Origin of the sequence: Vibrio sp. 11-4(1) (assembly GCF_013048625.1) — a bacterium.
GTDB classification, from domain to species: domain Bacteria; phylum Pseudomonadota; class Gammaproteobacteria; order Enterobacterales; family Vibrionaceae; genus Vibrio; species Vibrio diabolicus.
Genome location: NZ_VHSY01000002.1, coordinates 557,081 through 574,386, shown reverse-complemented (window position 1 = coordinate 574,386; position 17,306 = coordinate 557,081). Strand labels below are relative to the sequence as shown.

Below are 17,306 nucleotides of genomic sequence, written 5' to 3'. Positions count from 1 at the left end.
GTTTCGGCAGCGGTTGGTCCAAGTACGACAAAAGGGTACGTAGCAGCATCGGTCGATGAATTTTATCTTTTTTCTATCTGATGAGAAATTGCCATCAACCTGTTAAAAAACACAAAAACCGCTATATTTCAGCGGTTTACATATAAATCATATTTAATCGTTTGCGCTCACATTTTAGCCCTATGTGGACTGACTAGCAATGTTTTCAGTAAGAGATTTGTGTATTTGAAGTCACATTTTGACTGCTAAATAACCAAGCGTCTTTGAGCTAAGTTAAGGCAAACGAATAATATACCCAACTTACTTACATTCAGTTATTCCAGGTATACAGGAAGCCCGATAGGCGGGCTCCTTAAAAATAGGCGGCAATTATTCACCAAGAAGGTAAGCGCTGTCTAGTTTACAAAATGCAACTAATAGTTTCGCGACGCTCGAGTAGAACCCAAATTCGTCGAATTGTTTACATTTGTCTGCAAACTGAGGTAGCCAAGACATCAACTGTTGCTGGATAAAGTCGTTTTGTTTAACGAAGGCTTCTTCCATGTGTTTTTCTTGCTCAAGCTCGTTTGAGCGGATAATCATGTTGCCGAGAAAGTCGAGTTCAACGGCTAAGTGGTCCGCAGGCTCTTTTAGATTTTCATCTACTTGAACGCCAAATTCTGCCATCAACTTTTCCATTTCCTCGGCTGGCTTGTCATTCAGCAAACCTGATTCACCGATGTACATCGATGCGTAAGGAAGAGCGCCGTATTTTTCTGTCTTCAAAAACAGTTCACAAAAGTCAGCAGCAAGCTCCAATTGAGCGTCTTCACGATCTTGCAATCGGTTTAGCGCATCAACGAGGCTATCAACGGCTGGTTTCAGCGACTCATTTTCACCTAAACCTGCTAGAAAACTACGAATTTCAACACTGTGGTAGGCTTCCAGCTCTTTCGCTGTTAGCTCTTTTGCGAACAAGCTCGAAAACCACCAGTAAATTTCAGCGCGTTTTTCATTAAAAGCTTTCACTTCTTGCATTTTGGGCTCCTGAATGATGCTTCAAGTTGTGCATCACAAAGTCAATTAGGGATATCCCCTAAGTGTAATCAATTAAAATGAATAGCAGTAACTATAATTATTATGTTTTATGGTCAAAAATTAACGTTTATTAATAGCGATGGGTAAGCTTGTTTTGAATCAATAAAAACGCTAAATCTTGCTTTTTAATGTATCTATGACTAGAAATGTTACTAGTTATGAATAGAATACGTCTTGGATAATAAGAAGACAGAAAAGTGGTGTAAATGAGCTATCACGTATTAGTCGTAGAAGATGATGTTGTAACTCGTAGTAAGCTTGCGGGATATTTCCAAAATGAGGGTTACCAAGTCAGCGAAGCAGAGAGTGGCGCAGAAATGCGTGAGGTCCTGCAAGCGGGCGATGTAGACCTGATCATGCTGGATATCAACCTGCCGGGTGAAGACGGCCTGATGCTTACTCGTGAATTACGTAGCCAATCGGATATTGGTATCATATTAGTAACAGGACGCACGGATAGCATTGATAAAATCGTAGGCCTAGAAATGGGCGCTGACGATTATGTGACAAAACCTTTTGAACTGAGGGAATTGTTGGTTCGCGTTAAAAACTTGCTGTGGCGTATTTCAGCAGCGCGTAGCGGTAGCGCGAAAGCGAACGAAACCAGTGAAGAACATATTGTACGTTTTGGAGAGTGGACATTCGACATTCAACGTCGTGCGCTGAGCCGTAACGGCGAACCCGTAAAATTGACCAAAGCAGAATACGAACTTTTGGTGGCGTTATCGTCTTACCCTAACCAGGTGTTAAGTCGCGAGCGTATTTTGAATATGATCAGCCACCGAGTTGATGCTCCCAATGATCGTACTATTGATGTTCTTATTCGACGTATGCGCGCAAAAATGGAGTTTGATCCAAAGAACCCGCAAATTTTTGTGACGGTGCACGGCGAAGGCTATATGTTTGCTGGTGATTAAACTGAACAAACCTAAGTCTTAAAAAGAAAAAGGAGAGCTTCGGCTCTCCTTTTTTGTGGTTTCAAGATAGTACTACTTTGCTTCAACCATTGGTGTTTGGCCGACAGTATCACGCAATCTTTGCCAAATGCTGCCCAAGTACTCATGCCAATAAAGCTCCGTTTGTTCTAAGTAACGCGCTTTAGGTGAGTATTTATCCCAAGGTTGACTGATTTCGCTAATAGCTAAGAAGTTGGTCGGGGCTGGGATTGGTTTAATGCCTGCTGCGTTGAACTCATACAATGCACGGCTCATGTGGCTCGCAGAAGTGACTAACACAATCTCCTTTTGTTGAACGAATGCAGCCGCTTGACGCGCCTCTTCCCACGTATCTTTCGCATCTTCTAATAAAATGATATCGGATTTCGCGACTCCCAACGCAAGGGCAACGTTCGCCATCATTCTCGCATGGCTAATTTCAGAACCGCCAGCATAGCCAGACAAAATTAATTTAGCACCTGGATACATTCTTAAAATACGAATGCCTTCAGTTAAGCGCATTAATGCTGCACGGCTTAACTGCGAGGTGGGTGGAATTTCGTCATCGATAACATGACCATTCCCTAAAACCATCACGTAGTCGATGGTGCCAGAAACTGGCAAAAAGGCTTTATGCTCTCGCTCTAATGGCATAAGAAGCTTGGTTGAAACAGGTTGGAAGGCAACAAGAAAAATGCCAACAAAAGAGAATAGAACAACGAAGCAGCCAGTTTTACGTTTTGTGGTAAAACTAATGAGAGCAAGACCCAACAAGCCTATCAGCAGCAATGCCGGAAGTGGCATAAGCAAGGCTGACACTACTTTTTTCAGCTCAAACATACATAAATAGTCCGAAAAAACATCAATTGATAATAAAAATGAGGGTACCCCTCTTTATTCCTGCTTTCCTTGTGCCAGAATAGCGGCACAATCCGTTATGATAACTCAGCAGAAGTGACAGAAGACCGCAATTTCGACGATATCGCCCACAAATTTGCAAAAAATATTTACGGCTCCGACAAAGGGGAGATCCGCCAAATCATTGTGTGGGAAGATTTTCTACAGATTCTAAGTGAATTAGATGCTGACCAGCAACCCCTAGAGGTGTTGGATGCTGGTGGTGGTTTGGCACAAATGTCGCAAAAGCTTGCTAAGCTCGGACATCGAATCGCTTTATGTGATCTATCTTCGGAAATGCTGCAGTTGGCTAAGCAGGATATTGAAAAAAACGGTTTGCTTGAGCAGTATCGCCTGATTCATTCGCCTGTCCAATCCATTGGTGAGCATATGGGTGAACAGGTGGATCTTGTTATGTTTCACGCCGTCATGGAGTGGTTGGTCGATCCTAAGGCCGCACTTGAAACGGTACTAGAACAAGTAAAACCGGGAGGCATTGCATCAGTGATGTTCTATAACCACCATGGTTTAGTCTATAAAAACGTGGTTTGTGGCAACATTCCTCATATATTAGACGGCATGCCCCACCGAAAAAGATTTAAACTACAGCCGCAAAAAGGCTTAAAACCTGAAGAAGTCTACCAATGGATAGAAGATTCAGGCTTTAGTATTTGTGGCAAATCTGGTATCCGCTCATTTAGTGATTACATAGGTAATATGCAATACATGGGCGATTACGAGTTTGAAGATGTGTTGGCGCTAGAAAAACAACTTTGTCGACAAGAGCCATACCTCTCATTAGGCCGCTACATTCATGTGTGGGCTAAAAAGAACGATAAACAGGAATAACAATGAGTGAGATGACTCTCAATGCTGCAGAGCAACCAATCGATGAGTTGGTTGGCTGGGTTAAGCAGCACGATTTCTCGTTGAACCTGACCACAGAGCGATTGGCATTCTTAATAGCCATTGCCGTACTGAGTAATGAAAGGTTCGATGAAGAATTGGGTGAAGGTGAATTGCATGATGCGTTTGCCATCGTCACTCGATTATTTGATGAGACTGGCGAAGCATCCGCTTTTCGTGCTAACAACGCCATCAACGAGATGGTAAAGCAGCGCCTTATTAGCCGTTTTGTCAGTGAGATTACTGATGGAGCGAGCATTTACCGCTTGTCGCCTTTAGCGATAGGAATTACCGATTACTACGTGCGTCATCGTGAGTTCTCGAAACTGCGCCTTTCTATTCAACTGTCTATGGTGGCAGATGAAATGGCGAAAGCGATTGAGGCAGCACAAAAAGGTGGCACACCGGGCCACTGGAAGAAAAACGTATACGGAGTTTTAAAATATTCTGTAGGCGAAATCTTCGATCAAATCGATCTTAACCAACGTGTGATGGATGAGCAGCAGCAATCTGTAAAACAACAAATTGCCGATCTGCTAAATAAAGACTGGCGCGAAGCGATCAACAACTGTGAAGCGCTCCTATCAGAAACATCAAGCACGTTGCGTGAACTTCAAGATACGCTGCAAGCCGCCAGTGATGAACTGCAAACTCAGATACTAGATATTCAAGAAATTGTGTACGGCGATCCTGAGCTAGAGTTCATCGAAGAAGCGTTGTTTGGTCTGCAAATGAAGCTGGATCGAATCACAAGCTGGGGCCAGCAAGCGATCGACCTTTGGATTGGTTACGACCGACATGTGCACAAGTTCATCCGTACTGCAATTGATATGGATAAGAACCGTGCGTTTAGCTCGCGTCTACGTCAATCCGTCAAAGATTACTTCGATGCGCCTTGGTATCTGACTTATGCAGATGCGGAAAGGCTTTCTGACCTTCGTGATGAGGCCCTAGTCCTGCGTGATGACGAGGTAACGGGTCAAGTTCCGATGGAAGTAGAATACGAAGAGTTTCAACAAGTCAATGATGAGTTGTCTGAACGAATTGGTGACATGCTAAAAGCGCATAAAGATCAAGGCACGCCAATCGACTTGAGTGTGGTATTGCGAGATTACCTTGCACAGCATCCTTACACTCATCATTTTGATTTAGCTCGCATTATCGTTGATCAAGCCGTACGTCTTGGGTATTCAGAATCGGATTACCAAGCGATTCAACCGGACTGGAAAGCAATCAACGAATTTGGGGCAAAGGTACAAGCGAATGTCATCGACCGATACTAATGAATACATGTCAGAGAATCTGGCAAAAGCAATTTCTAACCCTCTGTTCCCAGCGCTAGACAGCATGCTTCGAGCAGGGCGTCATATCTCAAGTGAAGATCTAGACAACCACGCGTTGTTGTCGGATTTTGAACTTGAGCTTTCTTCTTTCTACCAACGCTACAACACCGAATTGGTGAAAGCGCCAGAAGGTTTCTTCTACCTTCGTCCACGTTCAACGTCTCTGATTGGCCGTAGTGTTCTTTCTGAACTGGATATGCTGGTGGGTAAGGTACTGTGTTTCCTTTACCTAAGCCCAGAGCGTCTTGCACACGAAGGCATCTTCACTAACCAAGAGCTGTACGACGAACTGCTTGCTCTAGCAGATGAAAACAAGCTGATGAAGCTAGTGACGAACCGTGCTACCGGTTCTGACCTTGATAAAGAAAAGCTGTTTGAAAAAGTGCGTACGTCACTTCGTCGTCTACGCCGCCTAGGCATGATCATCAACATCGGTGAAACCGGTAAATTCAGCATCAGTGAAGCAGTATTCCGCTTTGGTGCCGATGTACGTATTGGCGATGACATGCGTGAAGCGCAACTGCGTCTGATCCGCGATGGTGAAGCGGTAGTGCACACCAAAGAGCCAAGCCAAGGCAGCCTATTGTCTGAAGAAGATCAAGACGACCAAGCCCAAGAAGAAACAACAGAAGAGGGTGAAGCATGAGCATGATTGAACGCGGTAAATACCAATCGCTGACCATGGTCAACTGGAACGGCTTCTTTGCCCGTACGTTTGACATCGATGGTCTGGTCACCACGCTATCAGGTGGTAACGGCGCAGGTAAATCAACCACAATGGCGGCTTTCATCACCGCATTGATTCCTGACCAAACGCTACTGCACTTCCGTAACACCACAGAAGCGGGCAGCAGCCAATCGTCTCGTGACAAAGGTCTGTACGGTAAGCTACAGCCGGGCGCATGTTATGCGGCGCTAGACGTGGTGAACTCACGTAACCAACGCTTATTGTTCGCAGTAAAACTGCAGCAAGTTGCGGGTCGTGATAAGAAAGTAGACATCAAACCGTTTGTTATCCAAGGTCTGCCAAGCCATGTGAAACCAACGGATATCTTGATTGAAAGCGTATCAGCGACTCAAGCTCGTGTACGTCAAATCAACGAAGTAAAAGAATCGATCGCAGAATTTGAAGGTGTTCAATTCAAAGCGTTCTCTTCTATCGTGGATTACCACGCGCAAATGTTTGAATTCGGTGTGATTCCGAAGAAACTGCGTAACTCTGGTGACCGTTCTAAATTCTACCGCCTGATCGAAGCATCGCTTTACGGTGGTATCTCAAGTGCGATTACACGCTCGCTACGTGACTACCTTCTGCCACAAAACGGCGGCGTGAAGAAAGCGTTCCAAGATATGGAATCGGCGCTGCGTGAAAACCGCATGACGCTAGAAGCAATCAAAACCACGCAAGCAGACCGTGACTTGTTCAAACACTTGATCACAGAGTCGACCAACTACGTGGCTGCGGACTACATGCGTCACGCGAACGATCGTCGTAACAAGCTGGATAAAACGCTGTCATTGCGTTCAGAGTTGTTCGGTTCTCGTGAAACTCTCGTTGAGCAAAACAACCTGCTTAACCGCGTTCAAGAAGAGCTAGAACTGCTGATCGAATCGGAATCTGCTCTAGAGCAAGATTACCAAGCGGCTTCGGATCACTTGCAGCTGGTGCAAAACGCACTGCGTCAGCAAGAGAAGATCGAACGCTACCAAGAAGATCTTGAAGAGCTGAGTGAGCGTCTTGAAGAACAAATGATGGTAGTGGAAGAAGCGCAAGAACGCGTGATGATGGTGGAAGAGCAAGCTACTGTTGCGGAAGAAGAGGTGGACAGCCTTAAAACGCAACTTGCTGATTACCAGCAAGCTCTTGACGTTCAGCAAACTCGCGCGCTTCAATACCAACAAGCCGTTCAAGCGCTGGAGAAAGCCAAGCAGCTACTTGGCGATGACAGCCTAACGGCGGAATCCGCACAAGCGTTAGTGGCGGAGCTGAAAAACAAAGAGTCGGAAAATACCAATACGTTGTTGTCTGTGAAACATAAGCTCGATATGTCATCAGCTGCGGCAGAGCAGTTTGATACTGCATTAAAGCTTGTACAGAGCATCGTTGGCTCTGTTGAGCGCAAAGAAGCCTCTGAGCACGCAAAATTGGCAATCGCTAAAGCTCGAGAATCACAGCAAATTGTACAAAACGAACAGCAATGGCGAGCGCAGCATCGCGATCTTGAGCGTAGCCTCAATCAGCAACGTCAAGCGCGTGAACTGGTTGCTGAATATAAAAAGCAATATCACGTCGAGCTAACCGATGAAGTTACGTTTGAACAAGAACGTGAACGTCATGCGATGCAAATAGAATCACTAGAGATAGCTCAAGAAGAAGTTCGTGATCAGCGTGGTGAACAGCGCCGTCTAGAGCAAAACGCGGCGGCAGAAATCAGTAAACTTGAAGCGATAGCGCCAGCTTGGATTGCGGCTAATGATGCGCTAGAGAAACTGAGAGAGCAGAGCGGGGCAGACCTTGAGGATCGCCATGCAGTAATGAACCACATGCAGGTTGTTCTTGAGCAAGAAAGGGAGCTGTCCTTAGCTAAAGATAAACTTGCTGAGCGTCGCAGTCAGCTTGACACTGAGATTGAACGTCTTGCTTCTCCTGGTGGTTCAAACGACCCTCGCCTGAAAGGTTTGGCTGATACTTTAGGCGGTGTATTACTGTCTGAGATCTACGATGACATCACGATTGATGATGCGCCTTACTTTAGTGCGATGTACGGTCCGGCTCGTCACGCTATCGTTGTTTCTGACCTGTCAGGTATCGAAGAGAAACTGGTAGAGCTAGACGACTGTCCAGAAGACTTGTACATCATTGAAGGTGACATCGATGCCTTTGATGACAGCTCGTTCGATGCAGAAGAGCTAGAAGGCGCGGTTTGCGTTCGCATGAACGATCGCCAAATGCGTTACTCTCGCTTGCCTGAGATCCCATTGTTTGGTCGTGCGGCCCGTGAGCAGCGTTTAGAGTTGCTGCGTAACGAACGAGAAGAAGTGGTAGAGAAGCACGCAAAAGCGGCGTTTGACTCTCAGAAAATGCAGCGTTTGTACCAAGCATTTAACCAATTTGTGTCTAACCACATTCAAGTGGCTTTTGACGCTGATCCAGAACAAGCGCTCGCAACCATTCGTGATAAGCGTAACCAAATCGCTCGCGTGCTGGCGGATCTGGATGCAAAAGAGCAGCAGCAACGCTCTCAGCTTCAAACCAGCAAGCAAGCACTGTCTTCTCTGGACAAGCTAGCATCACACATGGTGCTTGTTGAAGATGAATCATTGCAAGCGCGTTTTGATGAGCTAGAAGAGAAAATCGCTCAGCTTGCAGAGGCGAAAAACTTCTTAAACAATCATGCAAAAGCCGTCGCGCAACTAGAGAATATTGCGTCTGCGCTTGATGCTGACCCAGAGCAATTCGATGCACTAGAAGCAGAATACAAAGCGGCAGATGAACAGTTACAAGATCTTAAGAAGCAAATCTTTGCACTCTCGGATCTGGTTGAACGTCGTCACTACTTCGCTTACTCAGACTCGGTTGATCTTCTGAACAAAAGTAGCGAACTGAGTGAGCAGCTAAAAGCGAAGTTGATTCAAGCTGAACAGACTCGTACTCGTTCTCGTGAAGAGTTGAAGCAAGCACAAGGACAAATGAACCAATACAACCAAGTATTGGCGTCTTTGAAGAGTTCGCACCAAGCGAAACTGGAAACGGTTCAAGAGTTCAAACAAGAGCTGCAAGAGTATGGCGTAAATGCCGACGAAGGTGCGGAAGAGCGTGCAATGCGCCGTCGTGACGAGCTGCACGAACGCTTACATACTTCACGTAGTCGTAAGAGTGAATACGAGCGCACGATAACGTCGACCGAGCTTGAGATGAAAGGCTTAGCGAAACGTCTGAAGAAAGTGCAGAAAGAATACGCAGAGCTGCGCAAATTTGTCGTTGCAGCGAAAGCGGGTTGGTGTTCAGTACTTCGCTTAGCGCGTGAAAACGATGTTGAACGTCGTCTACACAAACGTGAACTGGCGTATATGTCGGCAGATGAATTGCGTTCCATGTCGGATAAATCATTGGGTGCGCTGCGTCTTGCTGTTGCAAACAATGATGACTTGCGTGATGCACTCCGTTTGTCTGAAGACAACGCTCGCCCAGAGCGTAAAGTTCTGTTCTATATTGCGGTATACCAACACCTTCGTGAGCGTATTCGTCAGGATATCATCCGTACTGATGACCCAGTTGAAGCAATCGAAGAGATGGAAGTGGAACTGGCGCGTCTAACGGAAGAGCTAACGCAACGTGAAAACCGCCTAGCGATCAGCTCTGAGTCGGTAGCGAGCATCATCAAGAAGACGATTCAGCGTGAGCAAAACCGTATTCGTATGCTGAACCAAGGCTTGTCGAACATCTCGTTCGGTCAGGTCAAGGGCGTACGTCTAAACGTGAAAATTCGCGAAAGTCACGAAGTGCTACTGAACGGTCTAGCGACACAACAAGAGCAGCATAAAGATCTGTTCGAATCGACTCGCTTTACCTTCTCTGAAGCAATGGCGAAACTGTTCCAACGTGTGAACCCACATATCGATATGGGTCAACGTTCTCCTCAGGTTCTGGGTGAAGAGCTACTGGATTACCGTAACTACCTAGAGCTAAGTGTAGAAGTGAACCGTGGTACAGATGGCTGGCTACAGGCTGAGTCTGGCGCACTATCAACAGGTGAAGCGATCGGTACCGGTCAGTCAATCCTACTGATGGTAGTGCAAAGCTGGGAAGAAGAGTCTCGTCGTCTACGCAGCAAAGACATTGTGCCTTGTCGTTTACTCTTCTTGGATGAAGCAGCGCGTCTGGATGCGAAATCGATCGCGACATTGTTCGAATTGTGTGACCGTCTGGATATGCAACTTCTTATCGCGGCACCAGAAAACATCAGCCCAGAGAAAGGTACTACCTACAAGTTGGTGCGTAAGGTGTTTAAAGACCATGAGCACGTACACGTAGTTGGTCTACGTGGTTTTGGTCAAACAGATAAGCCTAAGACCGAAGCGCAAGAGATGATCGAAGAGTTTGAATCGTAAACTTCGAATCTAGCAAAACGCCCGCATTTATTGCGGGCGTTTTTGTATTTGTTAGAGGGAGGCTTCAAAGCGTATAAAATAAGCCGAGACTGTAGGACGACAGTCTCGGCTTATTAATAGAACTTAGCGGGGAGGCTAAGTTTTATTCCTCTGAAATGTCGTCTCTGATATCGATCATTTCAGCAAGCTCTTCAAGTGCTTGGACAGAAAGCTCAGACAAGCGTTGTAAATGCTGGTCTAAGCTCTCTTGTTCTTCAAGCTCTGGTTCATCGTTATCTGTTTCTTTTGTTAGCATTTCTCAACCTCTCAAGTTGAGTAAGGGGAGACCTCATCATACTCAAAAGTTAAAGGAGAAAAGAAACGATCTATGTTGATTCTGTTAGCTCGATCATTGATTCAAGTTATAGGTGAGATGGGTTTGTTTAATAAGATGAGTAGGTAGACGGTTTTGGAAACGGAAACAAAAACGCCAGCAATCAGAACAATTACTGGCGAATGATATTGTGATTGGCGATTAGAACTGTGGTTTTACCCCAAACTGCTCTGCTGCGTAGGCGACACGTTCAATCGGCTTTGGATACTCGGCAGGTGTGCCGAGTCTCTCTATGTGTTTCAAACGAGGAAGCAAGCCTGCACCATTGGCGATTTGGATTGCCAAGCCAGGACGAGCGTTGAGCTCTAAAACCATAGGTCCTTCTTCTTTATCTAACACCATATCCGTGCCCATGTACCCCAACCCTGTCATCTCCCACGCACTAGACGCAAGCTCAAGCAAGCGCTCCCAGTGCGGGACTTGGAGGGTAGAAAGGTCTTTGCCTGTATCCGGATGGTGGGTGACTGGATGGTCGAATTGCACCGCTCGGATTGCTTTACCTGTGGCGATATCAATGCCCACGCCCACAGCGCCTTGGTGGAGGTTTGCTTTACCGTCCGACGCCGCCGTAGAACAGCGCATCATTGCCATAACAGGGTAGCCTTTAAATACGATGATTCGAACATCAGGCACACCTTCATAACTGAAGCCATCGAAACAATCATCAAACTTAATCAGGTTCTCAACGACTGCGACGTCGTTTTTACCACCAAGAGAGAAAAGGCCAGCAAGCGCATTACTGATATGACGTTCAACTTCGTCCTTACCAATTGTAGAGCCGGAAGGTTTGGTATAGACCCCATCTTTATGCGAGGTAATAACCAAAATACCCTTACCACCACTACCTTGAGCGGGCTTGATAACAAAACCAGGCCAATCTTGCACCATTCTATGGATTGTCTTTACTTCTGCTTGGTTATGAATAACGCCGATCAGGGCAGGGACTGTCGCCCCTGCTGCCTGCGCAATAATTTTAGTCTTGAGCTTGTCATCAACTAATGGGTATTTAGAACGATCATTGTAACGGCCGATATAACTGTGGTTACGTTTGTTCATCCCCATAATGCCTTTATGGCGAAGCTTAGCTGGCGAAGTAAAACTTTCGAACATCGTTTAGTCCTCCGCTAGTGGTTTGAAACGACGTAACTCAGTTAGACGGTAACCTGTATAAGTACCTAGCAATAGAATACCGGCCAGAACAATCAACTGTAGACCAATGAAATTAAAGGTTAGGTGCTGAATGTATGAGTTCGTCATCGCTAAGTAAACCAATACTGCGGTGAGCAGTGAGCCCCCACCTTGCAGAGCAACTTCTTTCGCGCCTTCTTCTTCCCATAGGATAGACATACGTTCAATTGTCCAAGACAAGATGATCATCGGGAAGAACGTAATTGTTAAGCCTTCCGTTAAGCCCATCTTAAATGCGACTACTGTGAACACCGAAATGATCATAATAACGGTAATAATGACCGCTGATATCCGTGCTACAAGCAGTAAGTTCAACCTCGATAAGTAACTTCGAATAATCAAGCCTGTGCCAACGATCAGTAAGAAACCGACAATACCCGTTAATAGCTGGGTTTGAACAAATGCAACAGCAATCAGTACTGGCATGAAAGTACCGGATGTTTTTAGACCGATAATCACACGCAAGAACACCACGATAAGGGCACCGATAGGGATCAGCATGATGGTCTTAAACATTGCTTGTTCTTCAAGAGGCAAGCTATGAATTGAAATATTCAGCAGCCCATCAGCTTCTATCTTGTTGTTCGTCGCTTGCTGTGGAGTCATTTCTTGCTTGATCATTGAGAAATGAACTTGGCTATTTTTACCACCAACAAGATCAAGCAGGGATACATTCGACTCATCCCAAACTAATAAGTTTGGTTTCACGGCTTTCTGTTCGGAATTTGGTGAGAACAGTACCCAATCTTTACCCGACCAAACCTGAACCATTGGTTGAATGGTTTGGCGTCGACGTCCATCTTCTAGTTCGATAACACCGACTGTTTTACTCTGTATACCTGCGGTAAGCAAAATATTATGTAGTGCATCAGTACGGCTGAAGTCATTCAGTAGTAGCGATGAATTTTGACTGTCTGGGTCATTAAGCGCTTTGATGAGCTCACGAGTAAAGGTCACATTGTCGGCAGAGCGACTCATCGCACGCTCTACAAGGGCATTTGCCGCCGCGGCTTGTGGCGCTGATAGCGTTGGTGGCGTAATGTCTTCAGTTGGTGGTAGAGGCGTAACTTTAGCCTGAGGGTCCACTAAGAACTGCGCTTTGTAGTAAATGGTTTGAGGACCTTTGGCCTGACGAATTGACCACTCGGCACGACGTCCAGAATCAGAATTAATGTAGGAAACGCCATAACCAGAAGAGGAAGCGGATTCACCGATAAGCGTATAACCACTTTGTGTATGAGGTGCTGCGAGTGAAGCTTTGACTTCATTGCCGTTAGCATTGAACTCAATACGTGCCTCTACATCCCATACCTGACGAGTTTCGCCTGGTGTCCAAGGCACGCCGTAGTTTTCATGTCTGAAAACACTCAAAGCAATGCCCGCAATCACCAATAAGATGATTGAAAGGTAAAACGGTATTTTTGACGTCATAATCTACCTTATTATTTTTTATCTTCGTCCGTTTGGATATAGGTACGACTTACATCGACAAGTGCGATGTCGCGCATAAATTCTCTACCCAGTAAAATAGGATGGTTCATATGCGAGCGATCTGCCAACGTAAATTGCGCTTTTTCATGAATTTTTCCAACGCGCACCCAAAGTTCGACTACAGCGCGACGTTCTAGTTCTTCACTGGTAACTTGGCGAATTTTTACGTAACGAATGACTGGCGCTTCGATCCAAGTATTTTTTTCTTCTTCAGATTTACTGGTATCTGCCAGGTGGAATCGAACCCAGTTTTTGCCGTTTCTTTCGAACTCTTCAATATCAACTGCATTTAAAGATGAGGTTGCGGCACCGGTGTCGACACGTGCATCAAAAGTCTGCTTAATGGAGTCGATAGTGACCTTTTCAATTGAGCCAAGGACAATATCATGAGTTGGTGTTGGTTCCACAGGAGCAGGAGATTGGACAATAATCGGCTCTTTTGGCTTTTTCACTTCTGCCATTGCTTCATCGCGAAATGTCAAAAGTTCAACCTGTAGTTTATCGACTTGTTCTTCAAGGCTGTCGATATAGTCCGATTGGTTGCTGAGCTGAAGCTCTAAGTTAGTAATGCGATTATTGACATTCGCTTCTGAAGTTTGAATAGCCGCTAACGTTTCTTGGTGGTACTGTTCGCCTTTGGTTAGTGAGCATCCAGATAGTAAGGCGATGGCAACAATCGGGGTCAATCGTAATAACATTGAAAACCTTGGGATTGGATTAAGTTGTTTATTTTTTAGGAGTTTAGCTCATATCGATAAAGCCTCACAAGTAAGAATGTTTCTCTATTACTTATTGTTTGAGGAATAGTGATGAAAAGCTAAAAATCAAGGACATAAAAGCGCATCCTTATTTAGAGCGTGCTTATGTTTTGATGTAACAAATGGACTCGAAAAACAAACACGCTCAGTACGAGGAAAGAGGGTAATGTCTTAACTCGTAAAATGAGTTAAGACAATGTCAGGAATCTCAGCGAATTATGGTTTGCGAGCGACAAGAACCGCGCGGCGAGGGGCAGGGTAACCTTCTACAGTCTTGCTTGGGTCGTTCGGATCTAGATAGTCTGGTAGAGAGTTATGCGTCATCCAATCTGTGGTACGTTGTTCATCAACTGAAGTGACGTTTTCATCAACGATGCGCACATCTTCAAATCCTACCAACTCTAACCACACTTTCAGCGCTTTTGCTGAAGGGAAGAAATAGACATTACGCATTTGTGCGTAACGAGAAGTTGGAACCAACACTGCATTCTCATCACCTTCAATCACTAGTGTTTCTAGTACGAGTTCACCACCAGACACTAATTGATCTTTTAGCTGCACCAAGTGATCCAGTGGAGAGCGACGGTGGTAAAGCACGCCCATGCTGAATACCGTGTCGAACGCTTCTAACTTAGGTAGTTGTTCAATACCCAACGGCAGTAGGTGCGCACGTTGGTCATCTCCCATTAGTTTACGAATTGCTTCGAACTGAATTAGGAACAGGTGAGATGGATCGATACCGACGGTTAAGCGTGCACCTTCACCCAGCATGCGCCACATGTGGTAGCCGTTACCACAACCAACATCGAGTACGCTGCGGTTCTTTAATGGAGAAATATGCGGAAGCACACGGTCCCATTTCCAGTCACTGCGCCACTCAGTATCAATATGAATGCCGTGTACGTGGTATGGCCCTTTGCGCCATGGGTGGAATGTACGAAGTAAGTTCTCTAATTTCTTCAGCTCACCTTCATGGAAAGGAGTGTCGTTGCTGATGGTCACTGAGTTCTTGATGTCAATTTGATCCGGTGAGCCTTCTGGAATCTTGTTCAGTGCTTTCAACCAGCGACCAAAGTCACCGTGCTCTGCATTTTGCCAATCCGTTAGCTGTTGTGGTAGCACATTGAGCCAAGGTTGAAGACGTGTGTCTTGGGCAATCAATTGGTAGAAGTTTGCAAAGTTAAACATAGTTAGTTAATCGCTGAGTTGATGGTATTAAAATTATTAAATAACAGCCTAAATCGGCGTGATTCAGGGCATATATATGCAAGGTTTATTTAATTGCGAACATAGAGCCAAAGTTAAAGCATTGGAACCAAACATCGTAGCTAGAAAAGCCAATTTTAGCGAAACGCTCTTTATGCTCTTTCTTTGAATCTGGGCGCATTACGTTTTCTATCGCGCTGCGCTTTTGGCTGATTTCTAGTTCGCTATAACCATTTGCACGTTTAAAGTCGTGGTGAAGGTCAATTAACAGCTCGTTTGACACTTCATCTTCGAAGACGAATTTCTCCGACAAAATCAAAATTCCGCCTGGACGCAGACCTGCATAGATTCGTTCAAGCAGGGCGTAACGATCGTCTGGAGAAAGAAATTGCAGAGTAAAGTTCAGTACGACAACTGATGCGTTTTCAATATCGATATTACGAATATCCGCTTCAACCACATCTACAGGAGTATCGCTTCGGTACGCGTTTACATGTAATTTGCAACGCTCAACCATTGCAGGTGAATTGTCGACCGCAATGATCTTACAGCCTTCTTGTTTGATATGGCGACGCATAGACAGCGTAGCAGCACCCAAAGAGCAACCTAGGTCGTAGATGTTTGAGTGAGGTTTTACAAAACGTTCTGCCAGCATACCAATTGCAGAAATAATGTTGCTGTAACCCGGCACCGATCGTTGAATCATGTCAGGAAATACTTCCGCTACGCGTTCATCGAACGTGAAATCCCCAATTTTATCGATTGGAGCCGAAAAAATAGTATCTGGATTGCTCTTAGGGTTCATAACCAAGTCTCTGCATACAAGCCGCCTGAAAACGTCAGGCACCAAAAAAGGCGCGTATTTTATGGGAATTTCACGCCTCTGTCATGTGTTGCGTTAGAACATCTGCAACTGCGAGTTGCCATCGTCAGCCGGGAAAGAGGCTAAGTCAGGAAGTGTTATACGCTTTTGTATGTCTTTATACAGATTGGCTGCCAACTCCGGCGCAATTATATTGTCCGCAGTATGGATCATGACATACGGCTGTTTACCTTCTGCAATCCATTGCGGCAACTTGCTGAGCCATGGTGTAAAAAACTCGTAATTTTGCTGTTCTTCTGGATGACCAATAAAGCGAATCAAAGGGTGTGAAGCGGTAGCAATGGCGTGGACTGGTACTCTTGGTTTTTTCATTTGCGCATCAATGATCGCTTCATTGTTTGGCTTAGCGGCAAAGACAGGGCGGCTATCCATAATAATGCGGTCAATGTTATTTTCTACTAACCATTGGTTAAGCGCTCGCTCTTCTTCACCTTTGGAGAAAAATGCCATATGACGAACCTCAACACCAAGAGGGAAGTTAGGTGGAAAGCTCGCACAGAACTTTTTCAATCGATCAAGGTGCTCAGGACCAAAAGCGGCTGGCAATTGAATTGTCCATTGCCCCACACGGTCATGCAACGGCTCCATGATTTTCATGAAGTCTCTCAGTTGTTCGCTGCAACCTCTTAGCATTTGCTCATGAGTGATGGCTTTAGGAAGTTTGAAAGTAAAGCGAAAATCATCGTGGGTTGCTGCTCTCCAGTTTTGCACCGTGTTGAGCGTCGGCGTGGCATAAAATGTCGTGTTGCCTTCTACGGTATGGAACACCTGTGCATACTTTTCTAAACGTTCAGCGGGCTTTGTCCCGCTGCCGTAAAAGCTTTGCTGCCATTGATTATGCGACCACATTGTCAATCCAAGTCGAAGAGGTAAGTTATCCATTATTCTTTACTGCTTGCTACTCGTGTGAATACTTTACGAGAGTTTTGCTGAAATAGGTAATTTCACGCTATAATCCCCACCAATTTTTTCGCTTTGGTGCGCTTTTGAACATTTGTTGTACTAAAAAGCACCAGTGAATGATAAAACACACTTAATTGTATGTTGAGTAGTCGATTTTCGTGGACATTCAGCGTATAACTGAATCTTTACTCTGCTTGGCAATGAGGCTGACAGAGCGTAGTTAACAACATTTGA

At 45.3% G+C, this 17,306-nt stretch carries 14 protein-coding genes; 5 read left to right on the top strand and 9 right to left on the bottom strand.

What is annotated here, in order from left to right; translation table 11 throughout:
• Positions 1-369: 369 nt before the first annotated feature.
• Entirely contained in the window at positions 370-1,017 is a 648-nt protein-coding gene (gene torD / locus FKN16_RS05975) for a molecular chaperone TorD (RefSeq protein ID WP_170902274.1), read from the bottom strand.
• 266 nt (positions 1,018-1,283) lie between these two features.
• Between torD and torR the strand changes: the two genes are divergently transcribed.
• Positions 1,284-1,994, top strand: a complete 711-nt coding sequence (gene torR, locus FKN16_RS05970) for a two-component system response regulator TorR (protein WP_005390726.1) — start codon at positions 1,284-1,286, stop codon at positions 1,992-1,994.
• A 72-nt stretch (positions 1,995-2,066) separates the two neighbouring features.
• On the opposite strand, the gene elyC is transcribed toward torR, so the two are convergent.
• Positions 2,067-2,852, bottom strand: coding sequence for an envelope biogenesis factor ElyC (gene elyC / locus FKN16_RS05965; RefSeq protein ID WP_006742121.1), 786 nt, complete (start codon positions 2,850-2,852; stop codon positions 2,067-2,069).
• 114 nt (positions 2,853-2,966) lie between these two features.
• On the opposite strand from elyC, the gene cmoM reads away from it, so the two are divergent.
• The 4 genes from cmoM to mukB are packed head-to-tail and all read left to right on the top strand — an operon-like array spanning position 2,967 to position 10,270.
• The gene (gene cmoM / locus FKN16_RS05960) at positions 2,967-3,758 is read left to right on the top strand and encodes a tRNA uridine 5-oxyacetic acid(34) methyltransferase CmoM (protein WP_031780158.1); all 792 of its coding nucleotides are present in this window, start codon (positions 2,967-2,969) and stop codon (positions 3,756-3,758) included.
• Between the two features lie 2 nt (positions 3,759-3,760).
• The gene (gene mukF, locus FKN16_RS05955) at positions 3,761-5,098 is read left to right on the top strand and encodes a chromosome partition protein MukF (protein ID WP_048626187.1); all 1,338 of its coding nucleotides are present in this window, start codon (positions 3,761-3,763) and stop codon (positions 5,096-5,098) included.
• On the top strand, positions 5,079-5,804 hold the full coding sequence (gene mukE, locus FKN16_RS05950; protein WP_005378379.1) for a chromosome partition protein MukE: 726 nt from the start codon (positions 5,079-5,081) through the stop codon (positions 5,802-5,804). The genes mukF and mukE overlap by 20 nt, the downstream gene beginning before the upstream one ends.
• A gap of 2 nt (positions 5,805-5,806) precedes the next feature.
• Positions 5,807-10,270, top strand: coding sequence for a chromosome partition protein MukB (mukB, locus tag FKN16_RS05945; protein WP_170902317.1), 4,464 nt, complete (start codon positions 5,807-5,809; stop codon positions 10,268-10,270).
• Between the two features lie 142 nt (positions 10,271-10,412).
• Here mukB and FKN16_RS05940 read toward each other — a convergent pair whose 3' ends face one another.
• The 7 genes from FKN16_RS05940 to FKN16_RS05910 form a co-directional block, all read right to left on the bottom strand.
• Positions 10,413-10,565: a hypothetical protein gene (locus FKN16_RS05940; RefSeq protein ID WP_005390736.1), complete on the bottom strand. Its 153-nt coding sequence runs from the start codon at positions 10,563-10,565 to the stop codon at positions 10,413-10,415.
• A gap of 219 nt (positions 10,566-10,784) precedes the next feature.
• Positions 10,785-11,753 carry an alpha-L-glutamate ligase-like protein gene (locus FKN16_RS05935; RefSeq protein WP_170902272.1) on the bottom strand — a complete coding sequence of 323 codons (969 nt, stop codon included), beginning with the start codon at positions 11,751-11,753 and terminating at the stop codon, positions 10,785-10,787.
• A 3-nt stretch (positions 11,754-11,756) separates the two neighbouring features.
• A complete protein-coding gene (locus FKN16_RS05930; protein ID WP_005390741.1) occupies positions 11,757-13,262 on the bottom strand; it encodes an inactive transglutaminase family protein in 1,506 nt (501 codons plus the stop codon).
• 11 nt (positions 13,263-13,273) lie between these two features.
• Positions 13,274-14,020, bottom strand: a complete 747-nt coding sequence (locus FKN16_RS05925; RefSeq protein ID WP_012841986.1) for an ATP-dependent zinc protease — start codon at positions 14,018-14,020, stop codon at positions 13,274-13,276.
• Between the two features lie 276 nt (positions 14,021-14,296).
• Positions 14,297-15,268, bottom strand: coding sequence for a tRNA 5-methoxyuridine(34)/uridine 5-oxyacetic acid(34) synthase CmoB (gene cmoB, locus FKN16_RS05920; protein WP_005390743.1), 972 nt, complete (start codon positions 15,266-15,268; stop codon positions 14,297-14,299).
• Positions 15,269-15,353: 85 nt separating this feature from the next.
• Positions 15,354-16,091, bottom strand: coding sequence for a carboxy-S-adenosyl-L-methionine synthase CmoA (gene cmoA, locus FKN16_RS05915; RefSeq protein ID WP_048626189.1), 738 nt, complete (start codon positions 16,089-16,091; stop codon positions 15,354-15,356).
• A 93-nt stretch (positions 16,092-16,184) separates the two neighbouring features.
• The gene (locus FKN16_RS05910) at positions 16,185-17,018 is read right to left on the bottom strand and encodes a DUF72 domain-containing protein (protein WP_249370517.1); all 834 of its coding nucleotides are present in this window, start codon (positions 17,016-17,018) and stop codon (positions 16,185-16,187) included.
• Positions 17,019-17,306: the final 288 nt, after the last annotated feature.